20 protein-coding genes and 1 other RNA gene are annotated in these 22,673 nt (G+C 70.0%); 7 read left to right on the top strand and 14 right to left on the bottom strand.

Annotated elements, in window-relative coordinates; all coding sequences use genetic code 11:
- The first annotated feature begins 148 nt into the window (after positions 1–148).
- Positions 149–1,372 (top strand): acyltransferase, encoded by a 1,224-nt coding sequence (locus LY625_RS01545; protein WP_233737242.1) that lies wholly within the window; start codon positions 149–151, stop codon positions 1,370–1,372.
- Here LY625_RS01545 and recJ read toward each other — a convergent pair.
- The 10 genes from recJ to grpE all read right to left on the bottom strand — a co-directional run bounded on the left by recJ (position 1,339) and on the right by grpE (position 15,082).
- Positions 1,339–3,051 (bottom strand): single-stranded-DNA-specific exonuclease RecJ, encoded by a 1,713-nt coding sequence (recJ, locus tag LY625_RS01540; RefSeq protein WP_233737241.1) that lies wholly within the window; start codon positions 3,049–3,051, stop codon positions 1,339–1,341. The two genes, LY625_RS01545 and recJ, sit on opposite strands and share 34 nt — an antisense overlap.
- The gene (locus LY625_RS01535; protein WP_233737240.1) at positions 3,048–4,019 is read right to left on the bottom strand and encodes a phosphoglycerate mutase; all 972 of its coding nucleotides are present in this window, start codon (positions 4,017–4,019) and stop codon (positions 3,048–3,050) included. Before LY625_RS01535 ends, recJ begins: the two co-directional genes overlap by 4 nt.
- 1 nt (position 4,020) lies before the next feature.
- A complete protein-coding gene (gene greA / locus LY625_RS01530) occupies positions 4,021–4,497 on the bottom strand; it encodes a transcription elongation factor GreA (protein ID WP_233737239.1) in 477 nt (158 codons plus the stop codon).
- A gap of 106 nt (positions 4,498–4,603) precedes the next feature.
- Positions 4,604–7,846 carry a carbamoyl-phosphate synthase large subunit gene (carB, locus tag LY625_RS01525; protein WP_233737238.1) on the bottom strand — a complete coding sequence of 1,081 codons (3,243 nt, stop codon included), beginning with the start codon at positions 7,844–7,846 and terminating at the stop codon, positions 4,604–4,606.
- Position 7,847: 1 nt separating this feature from the next.
- Positions 7,848–8,969, bottom strand: coding sequence for a glutamine-hydrolyzing carbamoyl-phosphate synthase small subunit (gene carA / locus LY625_RS01520; protein ID WP_233737237.1), 1,122 nt, complete (start codon positions 8,967–8,969; stop codon positions 7,848–7,850).
- Positions 8,970–9,147: 178 nt separating this feature from the next.
- The gene (dapB, locus tag LY625_RS01515) at positions 9,148–9,870 is read right to left on the bottom strand and encodes a 4-hydroxy-tetrahydrodipicolinate reductase (RefSeq protein ID WP_233737236.1); all 723 of its coding nucleotides are present in this window, start codon (positions 9,868–9,870) and stop codon (positions 9,148–9,150) included.
- Positions 9,871–9,915: 45 nt separating this feature from the next.
- Positions 9,916–11,160, bottom strand: coding sequence for a cytochrome-c peroxidase (locus tag LY625_RS01510; RefSeq protein ID WP_305067661.1), 1,245 nt, complete (start codon positions 11,158–11,160; stop codon positions 9,916–9,918).
- A gap of 95 nt (positions 11,161–11,255) precedes the next feature.
- Positions 11,256–12,383, bottom strand: coding sequence for a molecular chaperone DnaJ (dnaJ, locus tag LY625_RS01505; RefSeq protein ID WP_233737235.1), 1,128 nt, complete (start codon positions 12,381–12,383; stop codon positions 11,256–11,258).
- Between the two features lie 119 nt (positions 12,384–12,502).
- On the bottom strand, positions 12,503–14,437 hold the full coding sequence (dnaK, locus tag LY625_RS01500; RefSeq protein WP_233737234.1) for a molecular chaperone DnaK: 1,935 nt from the start codon (positions 14,435–14,437) through the stop codon (positions 12,503–12,505).
- Between the two features lie 102 nt (positions 14,438–14,539).
- A complete protein-coding gene (gene grpE / locus LY625_RS01495) occupies positions 14,540–15,082 on the bottom strand; it encodes a nucleotide exchange factor GrpE (protein ID WP_343223444.1) in 543 nt (180 codons plus the stop codon).
- Positions 15,083–15,222: 140 nt separating this feature from the next.
- Between grpE and recN the strand changes: the two genes are divergently transcribed.
- Positions 15,223–16,905 (top strand): DNA repair protein RecN, encoded by a 1,683-nt coding sequence (gene recN, locus LY625_RS01490; RefSeq protein ID WP_233737233.1) that lies wholly within the window; start codon positions 15,223–15,225, stop codon positions 16,903–16,905.
- Positions 16,906–16,945: 40 nt separating this feature from the next.
- Here the strand turns inward: recN and fur are convergent, their stop codons facing one another.
- Complete coding sequence (fur, locus tag LY625_RS01485; RefSeq protein ID WP_233737232.1) at positions 16,946–17,347, bottom strand: ferric iron uptake transcriptional regulator; 402 nt, start codon at positions 17,345–17,347, stop codon at positions 16,946–16,948.
- Between the two features lie 118 nt (positions 17,348–17,465).
- On the opposite strand from fur, the gene bamE reads away from it, so the two are divergent.
- Entirely contained in the window at positions 17,466–17,846 is a 381-nt protein-coding gene (bamE, locus tag LY625_RS01480; protein WP_233737555.1) for an outer membrane protein assembly factor BamE, read from the top strand.
- Between the two features lies 1 nt (position 17,847).
- On the opposite strand, the gene LY625_RS01475 is transcribed toward bamE, so the two are convergent.
- Positions 17,848–18,105 carry an RnfH family protein gene (locus LY625_RS01475; RefSeq protein WP_233737231.1) on the bottom strand — a complete coding sequence of 86 codons (258 nt, stop codon included), beginning with the start codon at positions 18,103–18,105 and terminating at the stop codon, positions 17,848–17,850.
- Entirely contained in the window at positions 18,105–18,533 is a 429-nt protein-coding gene (locus LY625_RS01470; RefSeq protein WP_233737230.1) for a type II toxin-antitoxin system RatA family toxin, read from the bottom strand. The genes LY625_RS01475 and LY625_RS01470 overlap by 1 nt, the downstream gene beginning before the upstream one ends.
- A 58-nt stretch (positions 18,534–18,591) precedes the next feature.
- Between LY625_RS01470 and smpB the strand changes: the two genes are divergently transcribed.
- The gene (gene smpB / locus LY625_RS01465; protein WP_233737229.1) at positions 18,592–19,101 is read left to right on the top strand and encodes an SsrA-binding protein SmpB; all 510 of its coding nucleotides are present in this window, start codon (positions 18,592–18,594) and stop codon (positions 19,099–19,101) included.
- A 3-nt stretch (positions 19,102–19,104) separates the two neighbouring features.
- Here smpB and LY625_RS01460 read toward each other — a convergent pair whose 3' ends face one another.
- Positions 19,105–21,294 (bottom strand): CHASE domain-containing protein, encoded by a 2,190-nt coding sequence (locus LY625_RS01460; RefSeq protein ID WP_233737228.1) that lies wholly within the window; start codon positions 21,292–21,294, stop codon positions 19,105–19,107.
- Between the two features lie 139 nt (positions 21,295–21,433).
- Here LY625_RS01460 and ssrA point away from each other — a divergent pair.
- From ssrA to LY625_RS01445, 3 genes are all read left to right on the top strand, one after another.
- Positions 21,434–21,787, top strand: a transfer-messenger RNA (tmRNA) gene (gene ssrA / locus LY625_RS01455).
- 84 nt (positions 21,788–21,871) lie between these two features.
- The gene (locus LY625_RS01450; protein WP_233737227.1) at positions 21,872–22,450 is read left to right on the top strand and encodes an isochorismatase family cysteine hydrolase; all 579 of its coding nucleotides are present in this window, start codon (positions 21,872–21,874) and stop codon (positions 22,448–22,450) included.
- Between the two features lie 49 nt (positions 22,451–22,499).
- Positions 22,500–22,673, top strand: a complete 174-nt coding sequence (locus LY625_RS01445) for a hypothetical protein (RefSeq protein ID WP_233737226.1) — start codon at positions 22,500–22,502, stop codon at positions 22,671–22,673.

Raw genomic sequence — 22,673 nt, 5'->3', positions numbered from 1 at the left:
GGAGTGTAGCGGGACGCAGGATGCCCGGCCCTGCAGCTCGTCCCCGAATTCCACGGCTGGTCCCGCGACCGGGTCGTATTGGCACCTGGACGTGGCGGCGCGCGGTCCACGACAGTGGAATGGGCGCAATGCCACTGCGGACCGCCGCATGTCACGACGCCACGATATCGACGCCCTGCGCGTCCTCGCCTTCGGTCTGCTGATCCTCTACCACGTCGCGATGGTCTACGTGGCCGACTGGGGCTACCACGTCAAGAGCGGGCACCAGGCCGAATGGCTGCAATGGCCGATGATCTTCGTGAACCGCTGGCGGATGCCGCTGCTGTTCATGATTTCGGGGATCTCCATCGGCCTGGCGATGACGGCTCATCCTGTATTGCGGCTGGGGCTGTCACGCAGCTGGCGGCTGCTGCTGCCATTGGCATTCGGGATGCTGGCGATCGTGCCGGTGCAGGCTTACTGCGAGGCACTGGCGAACGGCGCGCTCGAGCCGGGATTCCGCGCCTTCCTGCTGCGCTACCTGCAGCTGCGGCCGTGGCCCGAAGGCGGCTGGACCGGCGCGGCGTACGGAGTGAGCTGGAACCACCTGTGGTACCTGGCCTATCTGTGGTGCTACAGCATGCTGCTGTTGTTGCTGGCCCCGCTGTTGGACTCGCCTGGCGGCCGGCGGGTGCGGGATTGGCTGTTCAGCGGCCGCCGGGCCTGGCCGTGGGTGTTGCTGCCTGCGGCCTGGTTCTTCGCCTGCCTGTGGTGGTTGGCGCCCCGGCATCCGGAAACCCACGCCCTGGGCGGCGACTGGTACGCCCATGCGAAGTACTTCGCCTTCTTCCTTGCCGGCTGGCTGGTGGCACGCGAGGGCCGGTTCTGGGACCGGGTACAGGCGATCCGTGGCCGGACGCTGGCACTCGCCCTGGCGGCGACAGCGGTCGAGCTTTCGCTGCGCGCGGCGGGCCGTTACCTGCCGCCCGGCGATGTTCCCGGCTGGGCGCTGCACGTCGACTGGGCGATGATCGAACGCATGGCGCGGGCGCTGTATTCGTGGATCGCGCTCCTGGCCATCTTCGGGTGGAGCCGCACCCTGCTCGACCGGCCGTTCCGCTGGTTGCCGTACGCCAGCGAGGCGGTGTACCCGTGGTACATCCTGCACCAGAGCCTGATCGTGCCGCTTGCCTTCGCCTTGGCGCCGCTGCGGCCCGGACCGTGGCTGGAACCCCTGGCGGTACTGGCGGGCACGGTCGCCGGCTGCGCGCTGCTGCATGAGTTCCTGATCCGTCGCTCGCGCCTGCTGCGCCCGCTGTTCGGGCTCAAGCCGTTCCAGCCGCCAGCCGCGGGCCTGGCTCAGGCCGCTTCGAGATGCTCGACGATCAATTGAATCGCGTCGCCGCCGCGGTAGTCGTCGGTGGCCAGGCGATAGGCCAGCCGGACCTGCGATGGTGGCGGGTTGCCACTCCAGCCGCCGAAGTGGATGGCATTCAGGGGCAGCCCGCCGGTGACGACCTCCAGCTTGAGGTGCCGCTGTCCGACCACCCGCCAGTCGCGGACCTGGAACACGCCATCGAACTGCGGCTCGGGGAACGCCTGGCCCCAGGGCCCGCCTTCGCGCAGGGCGACGGCCATGGCGTGGCACAGCTCTCCGGGTGACAGCTCGCCGTCGCTGGGCACTTCCAGCATGAGCATCGCCGGATCGACCATGCCCTGGACAGAGTCGACGAAGGCGTCGGTGAACGCATCCAGGTGCGCGGCCGGAAGCGACAGGCCGGCCGCCATGGCATGGCCGCCGAAACGTTCGATCAGGCCCGGGCGGCGGGCATCGACGGCTGCGAGGGCGTCGCGGACATGCAGGCCGGGAATCGAACGCGCGGAACCGCGCAGGCTGGAGCCGCCCGGCTCGGCCGGCGCGAAGGCGATCACCGGGCGGTGCAGCCGTTCCTTCATCCTGGACGCCACCAGGCCGACGACGCCCGGGTGCCAGCCGGGGTCGAACAGGCAGGCGGCGACCGGTGCGGCCTCGCGTCCGAGCGCAATGGTCGACAGGACCTGTTCGGCCCGGGCGGTCATCTGCTGCTGGACCGCCCGGCGTTCGGCATTGATCCGCTCCAGCGTCCCGGCCAGTTCGCGGGCGCGGGGTATGGAGTCGCTCAGCAGGCATTCGATCCCGATCGCCATGTCGTCCAGCCGGCCGGCGGCGTTGAGCCGCGGGGCGACGGCGTACCCGATGTCGGCCGAGGACAGGCGCGACAGGTCGCGGCCCGACACCTCGACCAGGGCGGTGAGGCCGGGACAGCCCTGCCCACTGCGCAGCCGCCGCAGTCCGGCGGCCACCAGGGCACGGTTGTTGGCGTCCAGCGGCACCAGGTCGGCGACCGTGCCCACCGCCACCAGGTCCAGCAGTTGCCCCAGGTCGGGCTCGGGCATGGGCAGCCGGCCCGCCGCGCGAAGGTGGCGGCGTAGCGCCAGCAGTACGTAGAACACCACGCCCACCCCGGCCAGCGATTTGCTGGGGAAGCTGCAGCCGGGCTGGTTGGGATTCACGATCGCGTCGGCCGGCGGCAGGGTCTCGCCCGGCAGGTGGTGGTCGGTCACCAGCACCTGCCAGCCGCGTGCCTTGGCGGCCTGGATACCGTCGTGACAGGCGATCCCGTGGTCCACGGTGACCAGCAGCTGCGGTTCCATCGCCGCCAGTTCGCCGACCAGGCCGGGCGAGAGCCCGTAGCCATGGACCTGGCGGTTGGGCACCGCATGCGAGACCCGCCGGGCGCCCAGCATCCGCAGGCCGCGTACCGCGGTTGCGCAGGCAGTGGCGCCGTCGCAATCGAAATCGCCGACCACCAGGATGTGCCGGTCGCTGTCGATCGCATCCGCTAGCAGGGCAACCGCGGCTTCGAGGCCGAGCATGCTTGGGGGGAGCAGCTGCGCCAGGCGGGGGCGTGCCTCGGCCAGGCTGGCCGCGCCACGTGCCTGGTAGACCCGCCGCAACAGGGACGGCAGGCTGTCCGGCCAGTCGCCACCGGTGGACACCTGGCGCCGGCGTACGCTGGTCGAGGGACTCACTCCCCGCCGGCCCCGTAGGCCACACCGGCAGCCGGGTCACCGATGAACGAGCGCAGCGGCTTGCGCCACACGCGCAGGCGCTGCCAGGGGGCGATGTCCAGCCCCGGGCCGTCGGCGAATTCCACCGCCACCCGCGCGTTGCCGCCCTGCCCCAGTCTCCCGAGGATGGGAGCGAACCAGTCGCGTTCCAGGACCGCCAGGTCACGGGCGTGGCGCAGGTCGACCAGGGTGTCGGATCCGCCCGGCCAGCCCGGGGGCAGCGGTTCGGCGGTGGCACCCGCAAGCGTCGCCATCGCGCGCAGTCCGTGATCGTCGCTCAGCACCCGCGCGTGGGCGGATGCCACCGTCGCCGGCAGCGCGCCGCCACCCCAGAACCACAGCGAATTGACCGCGGCCAGCCCGGCGGCCATGCGTGCGGTGTTGTGCGGGTGGTTGTGCAGGGTCACCTGCGCCTCGCTGAGCAGCGCACGCCAGCGGCGGCCTTCCGGGCCCGCGGGCAGGTTCTCGAACAGGTCGTCGCCCAATGTCTCGTCGACCGGGGTCATCGGCGGCAGGGCGGTGCCCGGCGGCAGCCGCAGGTACCAGCGCCCCGCCACCGGCGCATCGAGCACCAGGCCGGAGTCGCTGAACAACGGCCGCAGCGCCTCCAGGAACAGTGCGGCCTCCGCGTCGTCCAGCAGCAGCGCGTCACCGTGGGACAGCAGGCGGGCGCCGTTGATGTCGGCGCGCACGTGTACCGGGTCGGCGCGCAGCCAGGTGGCACCGGCGGCATCCCCGGCATCCAGCTGCCGGGTCGCGGCGGCGACCGGCCAGCCGCCACCGGCCACGGTGAAGTGCCGCTGCGGGCAAGCCCCGGCCCGCTGCCGGCGGGTGGCACGCGCGAACCAGCGTGCCGAGGCCGCACCCAGGCGCTGGCCACCGAACCGGGCGCGCTCCGGCAGCAACAGCGTGGTGGTGCCTGCGGCCATCTCAGCCGAGGTAGCGGACAGCGGCGATCTCGTACTCGCGGGTTCCGGCCGGGGCGTCGATGCTGATCGTGTCACCGGCGTGTTTGCCGATCATGGCGCGGGCGACCGGCGAGGAAATCGCGATCAGGCCCTGCTTGATGTCCGCTTCCAGGTCGCCGACGATCTGCCAGGTCTTCTCCTCGTCGGTGTCCATGTCGACCAGGTCGACGGTGGCGCCGAAGACGACCCGGTCGCCCACGTCCAGCTTCGAGACATCGATCACCTGGGCATTGGACAGCTCCGACTCGAGCTGCTTGATGCGTCCCTCGATGAAGCCCTGCTGCTCGCGCGCGGCGTGGTACTCGGCGTTCTCCTTGAGGTCACCATGGGCGCGGGCCTCGGCAATGGCGGCGATGACCTCCGGTCGCTTGACCGACTTGAGCTCTTCCAGCTCGGCGCGCAGGCGCTGCGCGCCCTTGTTGGTGATGGGTGACTGCATGTGCGTGTCCTGTGAGGAAAAACGGGGCCCCGTTGGGGCCCCGCGTGGTTCGTCGCTGTGGTGCCGATTGTGCCCGCCGTGGCGGGAATCGCAAGCACCTGCCCGTTCAGGAAAGCCCGGCGTGCAACTCCTGGAGTGACCAGACCGGGCCGGCGTCGCGGAAGTCCAGGGACTGCACCAGGGCCCGCGCCCCGGCGACCGTGGTCGAATAGGTCACCCGCTGCTGCAGGGCCTCGCGGCGGATCGAGAACGAGTCGCTGATCGCCTGGCGGCCTTCGGTGGTGTTGATGATGTAGGCGATCTCGCCGTTCTTGATCAGGTCGACGATGTGCGGGCGCCCCTCGGCGACCTTGTTGACCGTCTCGCACTCCAGCCCATGCTCGCGCAGGCAGGCGGCGGTGCCCCGCGTGGCCACCAGCCGGTAGCCACGGCGCACCAGTTCGGCGGCGACATCCAGCACCCGCGCCTTGTCCGGCTCGCGCACCGAGACGAATACCTTGCCCTCGGCCGGCACCGCCTTGATGCCGCCGGCCTCGTGGGCCCGGGCCATCGCGGCGCCGAAGCGGGTGCCGACCCCCATCACCTCGCCGGTGGAGCGCATCTCCGGCCCGAGGATCGGGTCCACGCCCTGGAACTTGGCGAACGGGAAGATCGCCTCCTTCACCGAGTAGTAGCCGGGAATCACCTCTTCGGTGGCGCCCTGGGAGGCCAGCGTCCGCCCGGCCATGCAGCGGGCCGCGATCTTGGCCAGCGGCACGCCGGTGGCCTTGGAGACGAACGGCACCGTGCGCGAGGCGCGCGGGTTCACCTCCAGCAGGAAGATCCGGTCCTCCCCGTCCTCGTCGACGGTGATGGCGAACTGGGTATTCATCAGGCCGACGACATCCAGCGCCCGCGCCAGCGCGGTGACCTGCTCGCGCAGCCTCGCCTGGGTCCGTGCGCCGAGCGAATACGGCGGCAGCGAGCAGGACGAGTCACCCGAATGCACGCCGGCCTCCTCGATGTGCTCCATCACCCCGCCGATCAGCACCTTGCCTTCGTGGTCGGCGATCACGTCGACGTCGACCTCGACGGCGTTGTCCAGGAACCGGTCCAGCAGCACCGGCGACTTCTCCGAGACCTTCACCGCGTCACGGATGTAGCGCTCCAGGTCTGCATCGGAGTGCACCACCTCCATGGCGCGGCCGCCCAGCACGTAGCTGGGGCGCACCACCAGCGGGTAGCCGATCTCGCGCGCAAGGGCCACGGCCTCCTCGGCCTTGCGCGCGATGCGGTTGGGCGGCTGGCGCAGCCCGAGCCGGTCGACCAGCTGCTGGAAGCGCTCGCGGTCCTCGGCCAGGTCGATGCTGTCCGGGCTGGTGCCGATGATCGGCACCCCGGCGGCCTCAAGTTCGCGCGCCAGCTTGAGCGGGGTCTGGCCACCGTACTGGACGATCACGCCCTTCGGCTTCTCCAGCTCGACGATCTCCAGCACGTCCTCCAGGGTCAGCGGCTCGAAGTACAGCCGGTCGGAGGTGTCGTAGTCGGTGGAGACGGTCTCCGGGTTGCAGTTGACCATGATGGTCTCGAACCCGTCCTCGCGCAGCGCCAGCGAGGCGTGCACGCAGCAGTAGTCGAACTCGATCCCCTGCCCGATCCGATTCGGTCCGCCGCCGAGCACGATGATCTTCTCGCGGTCGCTGGGCGCGGCCTCGCATTCGTCCTCGTAGGTCGAATACATGTAAGCGGTGGTGGTCGGGAACTCGGCCGCGCAGGAGTCCACCCGCTTGTACACCGGGCGCACGCCGAAGGCATGGCGCAGGGCGCGCACCGCGGCCTCGTCGGTGCCGGTGACGCGCGCCAGGCTGGCATCGGAGAAGCCCAGGCGCTTGAGCCGGCGCATGCGCGCGGCATCCAGCGCAGACAACCCGCCCCGTCCGAGCTCGCGCTCGGCGTCGATGATCCCGGCGATGTGGTCCAGGAACCACGGGTCGACCGCCGACAGCGCGTGCACCTCCTCCACGTCCATCCCGGCGCGGAACGCGTCGCCGATGTGGAACATCCGCTCCGGGCCCGGCTCCTTGAGCTCGCGGCGAAGGGTCGCGATCGATTCGGGATCGGCCAGGTCGAAGCCGGTCGGATCCAGGCCGGCCTTGCCGGTCTCCAGGCCGCGCAGGGCCTTCTGCAGCGATTCGGGGAAGCTGCGGCCCATCGCCATGACCTCGCCCACCGACTTCATCTGGGTGGTCAGCCGGGCGTCGGCCTGGGGAAACTTCTCGAAGGCGAAGCGCGGGATCTTGGTCACCACGTAATCGATCGCCGGCTCGAACGAGGCCGGGGTCGCGCCGCCGGTGATCTCGTTCTTCAGCTCGTCCAGGGTGTAGCCGACGGCCAGCTTGGCGGCGACCTTTGCGATCGGGAAGCCGGTCGCCTTGGAGGCCAGCGCCGAGGAGCGCGAGACCCGCGGGTTCATCTCGATCACCACCACGCGGCCGTTCGCCGGGTTGATGCCGAACTGGACGTTGGAGCCTCCGGTGTCCACGCCGATCTTGCGCAGCACCGCCAGCGAGGCGTCGCGCAGGCGCTGGTACTCCTTGTCGGTGAGCGTCTGTGCCGGAGCCACGGTGATCGAGTCGCCGGTGTGCACGCCCATCGCGTCGAAGTTCTCGATCGAGCACACGATGATGCAGTTGTCCGCGGTGTCGCGGACCACCTCCATCTCGAACTCCTTCCAGCCCAGCACCGACTCCTCGATCAGCACCTCGCCGGTCGGCGAGAGCTCCAGCCCGCGCTTGACGATCTCCTCGAACTCCTCGACGTTGTAGGCGATGCCGCCCCCGCTACCGCCAAGGGTGTAGCTGGGCCTGATGATGGTCGGGAAGCCGACCGTGGCCTGGATCTCCACCGCCTGCCCGTAGTTCCTGGCGACCGCGGCCTTCGGGCATTCCAGGCCGATCTCGGCCATCGCCACCCGGAACAGTTCGCGGTCCTCGGCCATGCGGATGGCCTCGCGCGAGGCGCCGATCAGCTCCACGCCGTGCTTTTCCAGCACGCCGTGGTCGGCCAGGTCCAGGGCGCAGTTCAGCGCGGTCTGGCCGCCCATGGTCGGCAGCAGCGCGTCGGGCTTTTCCTTGGCGATGATCTTCTCGACCGTCTGCCAGGTGATCGGCTCGATGTAGACCGCGTCGGCCATCTCCGGGTCGGTCATGATCGTGGCCGGGTTGGAGTTGACCAGCACGACCCGGTAGCCCTCCTCGCGCAGGGCCTTGCAGGCCTGGGCGCCGGAGTAGTCGAACTCGCAGGCCTGGCCGATGACGATCGGGCCGGCGCCGATGATCAGGACGGTCTTGATGTCGGTGCGCCTGGGCATGTCAACGCGCCTCCATCAGCGCAACGAAACGTTGGAACAGCGGGGCCACGTCCTGCGGGCCGGGGCCGGCCTCCGGGTGCCCCTGGAAGCCGAACGCGGGTGCGTCGGTGAACTCGATGCCCTGGTTGCTGCCGTCGAAAAGTGAGCGGTGGGTGGCACGGACATTGTCCGGCAGGCTGCCCTCGTCGACCGCGAAGCCGTGGTTCTGGCTGGTGATCATCACCTTGCCGGTGGCCAGGTCCTGGACCGGATGGTTGGCGCCGTGGTGCCCGGTCTTCATCTTGATGGTGCGGCCACCGGCCGCGAGCGCGAGGATCTGGTGGCCCAGGCAGATCCCGAAGGTCGGGATCCGCCGCGCCAGCAGTTCGCGCGCGGTCTCGATCGCGTAGCCACAGGCCGCCGGGTCACCGGGACCGTTGGCAAGCATCACACCGTCGGGGGCGAGCGCCATCGCCTCGTCGACGCGGGTGCGCGGGGGGACGACGGTGACGCGGCAGCCGGCCTGGGCCAGTTGCCTCAGGATGTTCCGCTTGACACCGAAATCCCACAGCACGACGTGCTGGCGCCCGTTGCCGGCGCCGTGCCCGCCACCGTCCAGCTCCAGCAGGCCTTCATCCCAGGTGTAGCTGCGGTCGGTGGCTACCTCGAGGGCGAGGTCCATTCCCTGCAGGCCGGGAAACTTGCGCGCGGCTTCGATCGCCTTTTCGGCGTCGATTGCGCCGGCCATCAGTGCGCCGTTCTGCGCGCCATTGCGGACCAGCAGCCGGGTCAGGCGGCGGGTGTCGATTCCGGCAATGGCAACGATCCCGTTGTCGGCCAGCCAGCGTGGCAGCCCCATCGTGCTGCGCCAGCTGCTGGGGCGCGACGGCACGTCACGCACGATCACGCCGGCCGCCTGCACCGCGCCGGACTCGTCGTCCTGCGGGTTGATGCCGGTGTTGCCGATGTGCGGACAGGTCAGCGTGACCAGCTGGCGCGCGTAGGAGGGATCGGTCAGGATTTCCTGGTAACCGGTCATGGCGGTGTTGAACACCACCTCGCCTACGGAAAGGCCGGGCGCGCCTATGGAAATGCCCTCGAAGAGGGTGCCGTCTTCGAGGGCCAGGATTGCGGGTTGGGTCACGGGATTCGCCTTGGGTGCGGGGAGAGCCGGCCCGCTTCGGCCGCGCAGCCACTCGTCAGGCTGCAGCAAGGCGCGGACCGGTGGAAACCGGTCCGTGAAACAGGGCTCAGGCGAGCCCGGATTCTAGCGATGCGGGGGCGTCCGCGCCAGTTGCCGCCGCCGTCGCGGATGGCGCGCGTTACAGCAGAAGGCCCGCCAGCCGGTAGCGGCCGGGTTCACGCCCGGCCAGGCGGGCCGCGGCCTGCAGCGCCCCGCGGGCGAACACGTCGCGGTCGGTCGCCCGGTGCACGAGTTCCAGCCGCTCGCCCAGGCCGGTGAACTGCACGGTGTGTTCGCCCACGATGTCACCGGCGCGCAGCGAGGCATAGCGCGGCCGGGCGCCGCCCTCCCCGGCCCGCTCCCCGAGCGCCAGCGCGGTGCCGGACGGCGCGTCCTTCTTGTGCACGTGGTGCGCCTCGACGATGTCGCAGTCCCAGTCCGGCAATGCCGCGGCGGCACGCTCCACCAGTTCCGACAGCACCGCCACGCCCAGGCTGAAGTTGGCCTCGGCCAGCACCGGGATCCGCGCCGCGGCCGCTTCCAGCGCATCGTGCTGGGCGCCGGACAGGCCGGTGGTGCCGGTCACCAGCGCCGCGCCACGGGCAAGGCAGGCCTGGAGGACGCGGTCGAAGGCGTCCGGCAGGCTGAAGTCCACCGCCACGTCGAATGGCGGCGCGCCGGCGATCTCCGCCGCGGCGAAGTGCGGCACGCCGTCGACCACCCGTTGCGCTGGCGGGCTGCCGGCCACCGCCGCCACCACCCGCAGGTCCGACCGGGCGCGGGCGATGCGCAGCACGGCGGCGCCCATGCGGCCGGACGCGCCATGTACCAGAAGCCTGAGGGGCACATCGGTGCTGTTCATCGCCTCAGGCTACGGGCAAGCCCACGCGCTCGACAAGATCCCGCCTCAATAGGCCGACGGCGGCGGGGTGTCGATCCCGCGGACCGGCAGCACCGGGTACTCCATGCGCGGCTGCTTGCCGGTCAGGGTTCCGAGGAAGGCGACGATGTCGTCGACCTCTTCCGGGGTCAGCTCGGTGCCCAGCTGGGCGGTGCCCATCACCTCGACCGCCTCGTGCAGGCTCCAGACCTGGCCGGTGTGGAAGTACGGTGCGGTCAGCGCCACGTTGCGCAGCGGCGCCGCACGGAACACGTACTCGTCGGTGGCGGTGCGGGTCACCTCGAAGCGTCCCTTGTCGCCCGGCGGCAGCAGTTCCGCGCCCGGCCGCGATACCAGGCCGAACGGGAAGTAGGCCGTGCCGCCCAGGTTCACCCCGTTGTGGCAGGCGATGCAGCCGCGGTCCATGAATGCCGCGAGCCCGCGCCGGGCCTGGGCGTCGAGCGCCCCGTTGTCGCCCCGCAGGTATTGGTCGAACGGCGCATCGGGGGTGACCAGGGTGACCTCGAACGCCTCGATCGCACGGGCGATGTTGTCGTAGGTCAGCGGTTCGGATTCGCCGGGGAACGCGAGGTCGAACTGCTCGGCATAGCCGGGGATGCTGCGCAGGGTGGCGAGCACCTCGTCGGGACGGGCGTTCATCTCGACCGCGGCCTCGATCGGCCCCTTGGCCTGCTCCATCAGGTCGGCGGCCCGGCCGTCCCAGAACTGGGCGACGTTGAACACCGCGTTGAAAACGGTGGGCGCGTTGCGCGGCCCCTTCTGGAAGCCGTGGCCGATGGAGGTCGGCACGCCATCCACCCCGCCCATGCCGATGTTGTGGCAGCTGTTGCAGCTGATCACGCCGCTGGAGGACAGGCGGCCATCGAAGAACAGCTGGCCTCCGAGCGCGACCTTCTCTTCGGTCACCGGGTTGCCTTCCGGGTCGGGAGCGCGCGCCGGGATGGGCTTGAATACCGCCTGGGCGCGCGCCATCAGGTCGTCCGCCGGCGCGCCCAGTGCCTGCTCGGGAACGCCGGTGACCGCCATGTCGGCCGAGGGCTCGACCGCCTCGTTGGCGGACGCCGCCGGCCCGGTCGACAGGCCGGGCGCGGATGCCCCGGGAACGGGCGCCGGATCGGTGCTGGCGGAGGGCGCGTCGCCCTCCGGCTCACCGCTGCAGGCTGCCAGCGCGAGGCAGACCGCGGCGGCGAGGCCGATCCGGACGAGCCGGGCATGCATGCGGGACGGGATGGCCGGGAGCAACGCGGACATGGGACCTCCTTGGGTCGGTCTGTTCCTGTCGATTGGAACAGAGTGCCCGGGCCGGTTTCTGATCCGCGTCAAGATCCCCGGCCCGGACGCCATGCTCAGGACGTCATGCGGTCCCAGAATCCCTTCACCCCGTCGACGAAGGTGGACGCGCGCGGCGAATGGCGACGGGCGCCATCGCCGACGAAGGTGGTCTCGAACTTCTCCAGCAGCTCGCGCTGCTCGGGGGTCAGGTTGACCGGGGTTTCCACCACCACGCGGCAGTACAGGTCCCCCTCGCCGCGGCTGCGCACCGAGCGCACGCCCTTGCCGCGCAGGCGGAACAGCTTGCCCGACTGGGTCTCGGCCGGCACCCGCAGCTCGGCCTCTCCGCCCAGGGTGGGCACCCGGATGGTGTCGCCCAGTGCGGCCTGGGAAATCCGGACCGGGACCTCGCAGTGCAGGTCGTCGCCGTCGCGCTTGAAGATCTCGTGCTCGCGCACGCGTACATCGACATACAGGTCGCCGGCCGGGGCGCCGCCGGGACCGGCCTCGCCCTCGCCCGCCAGGCGGATGCGGTCGCCGTTGTCGACGCCGGCGGGAATCTTCACCTCCAACCGCTTGGTGCGCTCCACCCGGCCCTGGCCATGGCAGTCGCCGCACGGGCTGGTGATGACCTGCCCGCGCCCGCCGCAATGGGGGCAGCCCTGCTGCATGGAGAAGATCCCGCGCTGGAAGCGGACCTGCCCGCGTCCGCCGCAGGTGCCGCAGGTTTCCAGCTTGCCGTCGTCGGAGCCGCTGCCATCGCAGTTGCTGCATTCCTCCAGGGTGGGAATCTCGATCGCCCGGGTGATGCCGCCGACCGCTTCTTCCAGTTCCAGCTCGAGCACGTAGCCGATGTCGGCGCCGCGGCGCGGGCCACGCGCCCCCGCCCCGCCGCCGAAGATGTTCCCGAAGATGTCGCCGAAGATGTCGTTCATGTCGGCAAAGCCCGGCCCGCCGGCGCCGCCGCCCATGCCGTGCTCGAACGCGGCATGCCCATGCTGGTCGTAGGCCCGCCGCCGGTTGGCGTCGGCCAGGACCTCGTAGGCCTCCTTGCACTCCTTGAACGAGGCCTCCGCCGCGGCATCACCCGGGTTGCGGTCGGGGTGGTACTTCATCGCGCAGCGGCGATAGGCCTTCTTGAGCTCGTCGGCGCCCGCGTCACGGGAGACGCCGAGCACTTCGTAGTAGTCACGCTTGTCCATGGAATGCTTCGCTTGCTTGGGGAGTGCGGGCCGTCTTGCGACCCTCGGACACGACAGAACCGGGGACTTGTGGTCCCCGGTTCGACGGGTATCCGCAGACGGGGCCGGTTACCGGGCCCTTACTGCTTGCGGTCGTCGTCCTTGACCTCGGTGAACTCGGCATCCACCACGTCGTCGGCGGCCTGGCCGGTGCCGCCCTCGCCGCCCGGAGCCCCCTGGCCGGTCCCCGGCTGCCCCTGGGCGCCCGCCGCGGCCATCAGCGCCTGGAGGGCCTGTTCCAGCGCCTGGCTCCGGGTCTCGATCTGGGCCTTGTCGTCGCCCTTCATGGCTGTTTCCAGGTCGGCGATCGCCGCTTCGGCAGCGCCGATGGCATCACCCGGCAGCTTGTCGCCCTGCTCCTTGATGGTGCTGCGGCCGGCGTGGATCAGGCTGTCGGCCTGGTTGCGCGCCTGCACCAGCTCCTGGAACTTCAGGTCCTCCTCGCGGTTGGCCTCCGCGTCGGCGACCATCTTCTGGATTTCCTCCTCGGACAGGCCCGAGCCGGCCTTGATCTCGACCTTCTGCTCCTTGCCGGTCTTCTTGTCCTTGGCGGTGACGTGGACGATGCCGTTGGCGTCGATGTCGAAGGACACCTCCACCTGCGGCATGCCGCGCGGGGCCGGTTCGATGCCGGTGAGATCGAAGCGGGCCAGCGACTTGTTGTAGCGGGCCTGCTCGCGCTCGCCCTGCAGCACGTGCACGGTGACCGCGGACTGGTTGTCGTCGGCCGTCGAGAAGGTCTGCGAGGCCTTGGTCGGCACCGTGGTGTTCTTCTCGATGATCTTGGTGAACACCCCGCCCAGGGTCTCGATGCCGAGGCTCAGCGGGGTCACGTCCAGCAGCAGCACGTCCTTGACGTCACCGGCCAGCACGCCGCCCTGCACCGCCGCGCCGATGGCCACGGCCTCGTCCGGGTTGACGTCCTTGCGCGGGTCCTTGCCGAAGAACTCGCTGACCGCCTGCTGCACCTTGGGCATGCGGGTCTGGCCACCGACCAGGATCACCTCGTCGATGTCCGAGGCGCGCAGGCCGGCGTCGTCCAGCGCGGTGCGGCACGGCTCGATCGAGCGGCGCACCAGGTCCTCGACCAGCGACTCCAGCTTGGCCCGGGTCAGCTTGATGTTCAGGTGCTTCGGGCCGGAGGCGTCGGCGGTGACGTACGGCAGGTTGACCTCGGTCTGCTGCGCGGACGACAGCTCGATCTTGGCGCGCTCGGCAGCATCCTTCAGGCGCTGCAGGGCGAGCGGATCCTTGCGCAGGTCGATCCCCTGGTCCTTCTGGAACTCCTCCACCAGGTAGCTGATGACCCGGTTGTCGAAGTCCTCGCCACCCAGGAAGGTGTCGCCGTTGGTGGCCAGCACCTCGACCTGCATCTCGCCGTCGACCGAGGCGATCTCGATGATCGACACGTCGAAGGTGCCGCCACCCAGGTCGTACACCGCCACCTTGCGGTCGCCGCCCTTCTTGTCCATGCCGTAGGCCAGCGCGGCCGCGGTCGGCTCGTTGATGATGCGCTTGACGTCCAGCCCGGCGATCTTGCCAGCGTCCTTGGTGGCCTGGCGCTGGCTGTCGTTGAAGTAGGCCGGGACGGTGATGACCGCCTCGGTGACCGTCTCGCCCAGGTAGGCCTCCGCGGTCTTCTTCATCTTGCCCAGCACTTCGGCGGAAATCTGCTGCGGCGCCATCTTCCTGCCGTCGGCGGTTTCCACCCAGGCATCGCCGTTGTTGTGCTCGATGATCCCGTAGCCGACGTGGTCGAGGTCCTTCTGCACCTCGGCATCGGAGAACTTGCGGCCGATCAGGCGCTTGACCGCATAGAAGGTGTTCTTCGGGTTGGTGACCGCCTGGCGCTTGGCCGGCGCGCCCACCAGGATCTCGCCGTCCTTGGTGTAGGCGACGACCGAGGGGGTCGTGCGGTCGCCTTCGGCGTTCTCGATGACGCGGGCGTTGCCGCCCTCCATCACCGCCACGCACGAGTTGGTCGTGCCCAGGTCGATTCCGATGATCTTGCCCATGTTCCGTTTTCCTCTCGGGGATCTTTCTTGATTCTTGGGGCGGCCGGACCGCCCGATGTCCGCTATCTGGGGACGTGGAGGGTCACTTCAAGCGCCCGCGGCTCAGTCGTGCTTGTTGACCACCACCAGCGCGGGGCGCAACAGGCGCCCGTTCAGCACCCAGCCCTTCTGGTACACCTGCACCACCTGGTCCGCCGGCCGGTCCGGATCGGTGGTCGCGCTCATCGCCTGGTGGTGCTCGGGGTTGAACGGCGCATCGACCGGGTGGACCTCGGCCAGGCCGTGGTCGGAGGCAACCTTCAGCAGCATCCTCAGGGTCAGCTCGATTCCCTCGCGCACGCCGGCCTCACCCTCGCCGCCGGCCTGCAGCGCCGCCTCGAGGCTGTCAATCACCGGCAGGAGCTCGCCCAGCAGGCGCTCGTTGGCGAACCTGCGGGCGTTCTCGAGTTCGCGCGCCATGCGCTTGCGCTGGTTCTCCAGGTCGGCGCGCTCGCGCAGCGCGTCCTCGCGCAGCAGGGCATTCTCCCCGCGCGCCGCCTCGAGTTCCTGTTCGAGCGCTGCCACGGCTTCGTCCTGCCGGGTGCCGGGCTCGGCGTTTTCCGCGGCGGCCTGCTCGGCCGCGTCCTTCATCGGTTCAGTGGTCATCTGGCTACCTGTGCTGGCGTTACCGGGCCCTCGGGGCCGCGTCTTGGGGACGCAATGGGGGCCACGCGCCGGGTTTCAACCCGCAGACCGCACGCGGCCCCCTGCCACTGGCCGGCAACCGGCCCTACACTTGCGGGCCGATGCTGACCCACCTGTCCATCAAGCAATTCGCCGTGGTGACCGATGCCGAGTTGGCCCTCGGCCCCGGCCTGACCGTCATTTCCGGCGAAACCGGCGCGGGCAAGTCGCTGCTGGTCGACGCGCTGTCGCTGCTGTCGGGACAGCGTGCCGACAGCAGCGTGGTGCGCCATGGCGCCGAGCGCGCCGAACTGGCCGGAGAGTTCGAGCTGGCCGGGGTACCCGCCGCGGCCAGCTGGCTGGCGGCGCAGGAACTCGACAACGCCGATGAGCCCGGGCGCTGCCTGCTGCGGCGGGTGATCCGCGCCGATGGCGGCTCGCGGGCCTGGATCAACGGCCGCCCGGCGACCCTTGCCCAGCTGTCCGCGCTGGCCTCGCTGTTGGTGGAGATCCACGGCCAGCATGAACAGCAGGCGCTGTTGGCGCGCCCCAGCCAGCTGGCGCTGGTGGACGCCTTCGGGCGTACGGCTGCCGAGCGCGGGGCGGTCGCCGCGGCCGCTGCCGCCTGGGACGCGTTGCTGGAGGAGCGCAAGGCCCTGCTGGAGCGTGGCGACGTTTCCGACCGGATCGACTGGCTGCAACACCAGTTCGACGAGTTGGAGGCCGAGGACCTGGAGCCGGAGTCCATTGCCCGGCTGCTGGCCGACCACACCCGCCAGGCCCATGCCGGCGACCTGGTCGCCGCCTGCGAGGCGGCGCTGGCCAGCCTGTCGGGAACCGATGGCAGTGCCCTGGCCGACGCGATCCACCAGGTGCGCTCGGCGCTGCAGAAGGTCGGCGAGCACGAACCGCGGCTCGGCGAGGTCGACGGCATGCTGGAAGCCGCGGCGATCCAGCTCGACGAGGCCTCGGCCCTGCTCGACCGGATCGGCGGCGACCTGGAGCTGGAGCCGGAGCACCTCCAGGGGCTGGAACGGCGCCTGGGGCGGCTGCACGAACTGGGACGCAAGCACCGCGTGCCCCCCGAGGGACTGCTGGCCCAGCGCACCCGCATCGCCGCCGAGCTCGATGCCCTGCGCGGCGCGGATGAACGGCTGCAGGTACTGGACCGGGAGATCGAATCGGCGCGGGACCACTGGCGCGAGGTCGCCGGAGTGCTCGGGCGCAAGCGCCGCGAGGCCGCCGCGGCGCTGTCCACGGCGGCCACGGCGCTGATTGGGGAACTGGGCATGGAAGGCGGGCGTTTCGAGATCCAGGTCGAGCCCCTTGAAGGCGACCGGCCGGATCCGCAGGGCGCCGAGCGGGTCGAGTTCCTGGTGGCCGCGAACCCGGGACAGCCGGCGCGTCCGCTGCGCAAGGTCGCTTCCGGCGGCGAGCTTTCACGGGTGTCACTGGCGATCGAAGTCGCCGCCCAGGGCCTGGATGCGGTGCCCACGATGATCTTCGACGAGGTCGACTCGGGCATCGGCGGCGCGGTGGCGGACATCGTCGGACGCCGGCTGCGCTCCCTGGCCGGGAGCCGCCAGGTGCTGTGCGTCACCCACCTGCCGCAGGTCGCCGCGCAGGGCCACGGCCACTATCGCGTCAGCAAGGCCGCGCACGATGGCGTGACCCGCAGCCAGGTGCAGCGGCTCGGCGGGGCCGAGCGGGCGGAGGAGCTGGCGCGGATGGTCGGGGGTGCCGGGCTGACCGAAGAGGCGCTGGCGGCGGCACGGCGCCTGCTGGCCGACGTCGGGCCGGCCTGAGCCGCGGCGCGTCGCGCCTTCGGCCGGCGTCCGCCGGTTACTACCGCTTCTTGCGCACGTACAGGACCAGCGAATGGTCCTGGATCTCGTAGCCGAAGGCGGCGGCGATGTCGTGCTGGAGGCGCTCGATCTCCTCGTTCTCGAACTCGATGATCTTGCCGGTCTCCACGTCGACCATGTGGTCGTGGTGGGCACCGCGGTCCAGTTCGTAGACCGACTGCCCGGCCTCGAAATTGTGCTTGAGCACCAAGCCGGCGGCCTCGAACTGGGTCAGCACCCGGTACACGGTCGCCAGGCCGATGTCCTCGCCCTGGTCCAGCAGCATGCGGTAGATATCCTCCGCCGTGACGTGGCGGGGCTTGGCCTGTTCGAGCAGTTCCAGGATGCGCAGGCGCGGCTGGGTGACCTTCAGGCCGGCGTTGCGGAGTTCATCAGTGGGCATCGTCGCTCCTGTTGCGATGGGCGGCGGACCGGGCGGTGGAGAGTGTATCATCGGGCCGGTTTCACGCCTGCCCTGTCCGCCCGTCTTCCCTGGTCTTCCCCGAATGCCCAAGCACCCCGTGCGCACCCTGCTGATCGCCGTTTCCGCCACCGTGTTCATTGCCGGTTGCGGAATCATCTACCGCCAGCCCATCTACCAGGGCAACCTGCTGGAGGAGAGCGCGGTAGAGCAGCTGCAGGAAGGGATGCACAAGCAACAGGTGCTGGTCCTGCTCGGCACCCCGTCGATCCAGGACCCGTTCAACCAGGAGCGCTGGGACTACACCTCGACCCAGCGGCTGGACCGGCTGGGCCACACCAAGATGCGCAACCTGACCCTGTGGTTCCAGGACGACCAGCTGCAGCGCTGGGAGGGCGACTGGTTCCCCGAGCAGGACCTGGAAATCTCGCAGAACGCGCGCAAGCAGTTCGGCCCGAACCTGGCGCGCGACCGCAAGTAATTCAGCGCATGCGGCCGCCGGCCCTGCGCCGGCGCGCTTCCCTGGGATCGACGACCAGCGGCCGCAGCAGTTCGACGCGGTCGCCCTCGTGCAGCACCGTGGCCGCGTCGGCCACCACGCCGAACACCGCCACCGCCCCTTCCACGCCCGTGCTCCAGCCGGCCGCGCGCAGCGCATCGGCCACGGTGGCGCCTTCCGGAAGCTCCACTGCCCGCAGCTCATGCCGCCGCGGCCAGGCGCGGGCCAGCTCGACGCGCATCAGCCGTTCCCGTCGGCAACCCGGATGAAATCGTCCACCATGCGGTCGGCCAGTCCCTGGAACCCGACCGCGAGCGCCGGCGCGAGCAGGCGCACGGTGGGCTCGAAGTTCAGCGTCAGCGTCACCCGGCAGGCCGATTCGTCCAGGGCGTGGAATTCCCACAGGCCCGACAGCCGGCGAAACGGTCCGTCCACCAGCTGCATGTCGATGCGGTGCGGCGGATCGAGCGTGTTCTCGGTGGTGAACCAGGTACGCAGGGCCCCCAGGCCGAGGTCCAGGCGCGCGACCATCCGCCCCGGGCCGTGTTCGAGGACCTGGGCGGCGTCGCACCAGCTGAAGCGGCGTGGATAGGCGGGGATGTCGTTCACCAGTTCGAACATGCGTTCGACGGAGTGCTCGACCAGGGCGGAACGGCGGATGCTTGGCATGGATTCCGGGTACGTGCCATCGGTATGCCCATCGGCCCGGATCGGACACAATGTGCGGATGGCGAAGAACAAGAATGACAAGAGCGGCAAGGATAAGGGAAAGGCCGCCGGCGGCACCATCGCACTCAACAAGCGCGCGCGCCACGACTACATCCTCGAGGACCGGATCGAGGCCGGGCTGGCGCTGCAGGGCTGGGAGCTGAAGGCGATCCGCGCGGGCCGCGCCAACATCGGCGAGAGCTACGCGGTGGTCCGCGACGGCGAGATGTTCCTGTTCGGCTCGCGGATCACCCCGCTGAGCCAGGCATCCACCCACGTGGTCGCCGACGAGAGCCGTACCCGCAAGCTGCTGATGCACCGGCGCGAGATCGACAAACTCCTCGGGCTCATCCAGCGCGAGGGCTACACCGTGGTCCCCACCGCCATGTACTGGAAGGGCAACAAGGTGAAGCTGGAGGTCGCCGTGGCCAAGGGCAAGCAGGCGCACGACAAGCGCCAGGCCAGCCGCGACCGCGACTGGGCGCTGGAAAAGGCACGGGTCATGCGCCGCCACAGCCGCGACGCCTGAGCCCTACTCCGCGGCGGGCTCTTCCTCGCCCTCCGGAAGGGTGAAGCGGAACGTCGCCCCCTGCCCCACCACGCCCTCGGCGCTGATCGTTCCGCCGTGGCGCTGCACGATCCGCTTCACCGAGGCCAGGCCGATGCCGTGGCCGGTGAAGGTCTTCTGGTCGTGCAGGCGCTGGAACGGCCGGAACAGCTTGCCCACGTACTCCTGGTCGAAGCCGGCGCCGTTGTCCCTGACGTGGAACGTCCCGTCCTCCGCGCCGAATTCCACCCGCGGGTCCGGGTGCCCCCGGGTGAACTTCCAGGCGTTGCCGAGCAGGTTGTGCAGCAGGTTGCGCAGCAGCGTGGCGTCGCCCTCGGCTTCCAGGCCGGGCTGGATCGTGATCCGCATCGGATGTTCCGGGTCTGCCGCACGCAGCTCCTCCGCGACCTCGGCGGCCATCGCGCTCAGGTCGATGCGCTCGCGCTTGAGCGGGCTGCGCCCCAGGCGCGACATCAGCAACATGGCGTCGATCAGTTCGCCCATCCGGTTCGCGGCGCCCCGCACCCGCTGCAGGTAGCCCTGCCCCGATTCGTCTAGCTGCCCGGCATAGCGCTCCATCAGCACCTTGCTGAAACCGTCGATCGCCCGCAGCGGCGCGCGCAGGTCGTGGGAGACGCTGTAGGCGAAGGTCTCCAGCTCCTGGTTGGCCTCGCTCAGTTCGCGGGTGCGCTGGGCGACGCGCTGCTCGAGTGTGCGGTTGAGCGCGTGTACGCGCGCCTGGGCCCGCAGTTGCTCGGTGACGTCCTCGGCCTGGATCAGACCGACGATGTCCTCGCCCACGCTCCCGGGGACCGGGGCATAGGTGAGTTGCACGTGCCGGGCATGCCCGCCCTTGCGGTGCAGCACCCGGGTCTGTCGGCTCACTTCCGGCGCATCACCGACGTGCCTTGCGGTCACCGGCCCGCTGCTGTCCTCGAACAGGTCGTCGAAATGCACGCCGACCAGCGACTGCTGCGACAGCCCGACGATGCGGGAAAAAGCCGGGTTGGCCTCGGCCACGTCGCCGTGGCTGTCGAGCAGCACCTTGCCGATCGCCGAATACTGCATCGCTGCGCGGAAGCGCTGCTCGCTGCGCCGGTAGTCCTCGGTCATCCGGGTCGCCAGGGCATGGGCGCGTGACTGGGTGCGTGCCAGCGTCCATGCCACCAGGTACATCAGCAACGAGGCGAACAGCCCCAGCGCAAGTGTCTGCTGCAGGCCGTGCAAGCGGGGCGCGGCCGCGTGCAGTGGCAGGGAACGGAAGTCCAGCTGCCACACGCGGCCACTGACGTCCAGCCGCAGCGAATGGGTGAACGCCGGGTTGCCGACCTCCCCGCGGCTGGCATACAGCGCCACCGGCTCGCCTCCGGTGACGTCGCTGATGACGAAGTCGGGCTCGCTCCGACGCTCGTTGAGGGCCTCGTCCACCAGCGCGCCGGTGCGGATCGGCAGGAATACCCAGCCCAGCATCACCTCGCGCCGGCGTGCCGGGGTCAGCGGCCGGCCCTCACGGAACACCGGAACGAACAGCACCAGCCCCCCGCTTGCGTCATCGTCTTCCATGAAGAGTTGCACCGGGCCGGTAAGCGTGGGCTCGCCGGTGTCCAGCGCACGGTCCATCGCCTGCCGCCGGACCGGCTCGGAGTACAGGTCGAACCCGATCGCGGCGAGGTTCTCAGGGGTATGGGGCTCCAGGTACATCACCGGCCCGTACGTCGGCCGGTCGCCAAGCGGGCGCAGGTCCAGGTGGCCGTAGCCGGCCTCCTCCCATTCGCGGGCCAGTTCCTCCAGCGGCCTGCGCAGGTAGCCGGCGAAACCCAGGCCGACCACGCTGGGCACCCGCTGGGGCAGGTCCATTCCCGCCGCGTAGCCGTACCACTGCTGCGGCGTGGGGCGGTTGACCGAGGAAAAGAGCGACAAGCCGCCGCCGGCGATCAGTTCGTAGTTGCCCAGGCGCTGCTCGATCCGGTGCAGGACGTCCTCGGTGCTGGCGACGAACCGCGCCTCGGCTGCCCGGACCTCGCGCACGTAGGCGCTGCGCCACAGCGCCAGGACGGTGATGACCGATGCGACCAGCACCAGAAGTGCCAGCAGGTGCCCGCGCCGCGGGCGGACCGAGTTGGCCCAGGCCGCTTCGCGACCCGTCGGGGAGCGCTCGCTGTCGAGTCCGTTCATTGGCCGCCAGCATAACCGGCCCGGCGCCGGTTGGCCTGTCGTCCACCGGCTTAACGGATGGCGCCCGGCCGGTGCACGGCACTTGCGGGGCCGCTGCCCGCCCCTATACTGGATCCCGTCAGCGAAACAACGACTACCCGGGGGTGCACTGGCTTCGACGGGGGTTGCGAAATCGCCTGGCGCATGCCGAGGGGGTAGCTTTCCTCGTAAATCCAGCTGCAAATCATTAGTTGCCAACGACGACAACTACGCACTGGCCGCTTAAGGCCTAAGCCCCGAAATCGCTTGTGTCCGTGCTCGCGACGTAGGGTCATTATCACGGAATCGCCGGGAGTGGCTGCCTGCCAGCACCCGGTTAACCCAAAGCAGGCTGGTCTCCTGATGCGCTTTGCGCGCCGTGCTGTCAGGAGGCGAGACCCAACGGAGCGCTAAGCATGTAGTGCCGGGGATGGAGTGCCTTCGGACGCGGGTTCAATTCCCGCCACCTCCACCAGACCTGAACCCGACCGTCCGCGGTCGGGTTTTTTCTTGCCCGGGTTTTTCTTGCCCGTAACATCGCGCCTGCTATCCAGCGTGCATGGCAAGCACCTCGGGCATCCGTGACGACCGCGACCGGCGCGCCGCGCTGCTGGTCGTGGACATGATCAATCCACTGGACTTCGAGGGCGCCGACGCCCTGAAGCCGCATGCTGTCGCAGCTGCGCGGCAGATCGCCGCCCTCGCCCGCCGCGCGCGTGCCGCGGCGCTTCCAGTCATCTACGTCAATGACAACTTCATGCACTGGCAGGCGGACTTCAGGGAGATCGTCGCCCAGGTCCGCGAGGGCAAAGGCCGGGAACTTGCCGAACTGCTGGCCCCGGAACCGGGCGATTACTTCGTGCTCAAGCCCAAGCATTCCGCTTTCCTGGCCACTCCGCTGGAGATCCTGCTGGAAAAACTCGAGGTCGGGACCGTGCTGGTGTCCGGAGTGGCGACCGATGGCTGCATCCTGGCCACCGCGACCGATGCCCATATGCGCGAATACGGGGTGCACGTGCCCGGCGACTGCGTGGCGGCGATCACCGCCGGGCGCAGCAGGAGGGCACTGGAGCTGATGCATGACGCGATGCATATCGACGTGCGTGGCGCTCACGCTGCCTTGGCGGGGCATGGGTAACGTGGCTGCAAGGGCAACGAACGCCCGCTGGAGCCACGCAGGAGCCCCCATGAACGCGAACACACAGCGCAAACCCGAACACGGTTCCGCTCCCGGCAACGCCGCGCCGGGGGAGAACGAAGACCAGAAGCACCAGGACGAGAACCACGACGAGGCGCTCGAGGAAACCTTCCCGGCCAGTGACCCGGTGTCCCCGTTCGTTCCGGCCCAGCCGCCTGAGTGA

Origin of the sequence: Lysobacter sp. GX 14042, assembly GCF_021390425.1 — a bacterium.
In the GTDB taxonomy this organism is placed as follows: domain Bacteria; phylum Pseudomonadota; class Gammaproteobacteria; order Xanthomonadales; family Xanthomonadaceae; genus Novilysobacter.
This window is presented reverse-complemented; position numbering and strand designations above follow the sequence as displayed.

Coding starts and splice junctions, on each gene's coding strand:
- LY625_RS01545 (WP_233737242.1), top strand. CDS start 149: ATGTCACGACGCCACGATATCGACGCCCTGCGCGTCCTCGCCTTCGGT.
- LY625_RS01535 (WP_233737240.1), bottom strand. CDS start 4,019: ATGGCCGCAGGCACCACCACGCTGTTGCTGCCGGAGCGCGCCCGGTTC.
- greA (WP_233737239.1), bottom strand. CDS start 4,497: ATGCAGTCACCCATCACCAACAAGGGCGCGCAGCGCCTGCGCGCCGAG.
- carB (WP_233737238.1), bottom strand. CDS start 7,846: ATGCCCAGGCGCACCGACATCAAGACCGTCCTGATCATCGGCGCCGGC.
- dapB (WP_233737236.1), bottom strand. CDS start 9,870: ATGAACAGCACCGATGTGCCCCTCAGGCTTCTGGTACATGGCGCGTCC.
- LY625_RS01510 (WP_305067661.1), bottom strand. CDS start 11,160: ATGTCCGCGTTGCTCCCGGCCATCCCGTCCCGCATGCATGCCCGGCTC.
- dnaJ (WP_233737235.1), bottom strand. CDS start 12,383: ATGGACAAGCGTGACTACTACGAAGTGCTCGGCGTCTCCCGTGACGCG.
- dnaK (WP_233737234.1), bottom strand. CDS start 14,437: ATGGGCAAGATCATCGGAATCGACCTGGGCACGACCAACTCGTGCGTG.
- grpE (WP_343223444.1), bottom strand. CDS start 15,082: ATGACCACTGAACCGATGAAGGACGCGGCCGAGCAGGCCGCCGCGGAA.
- recN (WP_233737233.1), top strand. CDS start 15,223: ATGCTGACCCACCTGTCCATCAAGCAATTCGCCGTGGTGACCGATGCC.
- fur (WP_233737232.1), bottom strand. CDS start 17,347: ATGCCCACTGATGAACTCCGCAACGCCGGCCTGAAGGTCACCCAGCCG.
- LY625_RS01475 (WP_233737231.1), bottom strand. CDS start 18,105: ATGCGCGTCGAGCTGGCCCGCGCCTGGCCGCGGCGGCATGAGCTGCGG.
- LY625_RS01470 (WP_233737230.1), bottom strand. CDS start 18,533: ATGCCAAGCATCCGCCGTTCCGCCCTGGTCGAGCACTCCGTCGAACGC.
- smpB (WP_233737229.1), top strand. CDS start 18,592: ATGGCGAAGAACAAGAATGACAAGAGCGGCAAGGATAAGGGAAAGGCC.
- LY625_RS01460 (WP_233737228.1), bottom strand. CDS start 21,294: ATGAACGGACTCGACAGCGAGCGCTCCCCGACGGGTCGCGAAGCGGCC.
- LY625_RS01450 (WP_233737227.1), top strand. CDS start 21,872: ATGGCAAGCACCTCGGGCATCCGTGACGACCGCGACCGGCGCGCCGCG.
- LY625_RS01445 (WP_233737226.1), top strand. CDS start 22,500: ATGAACGCGAACACACAGCGCAAACCCGAACACGGTTCCGCTCCCGGC.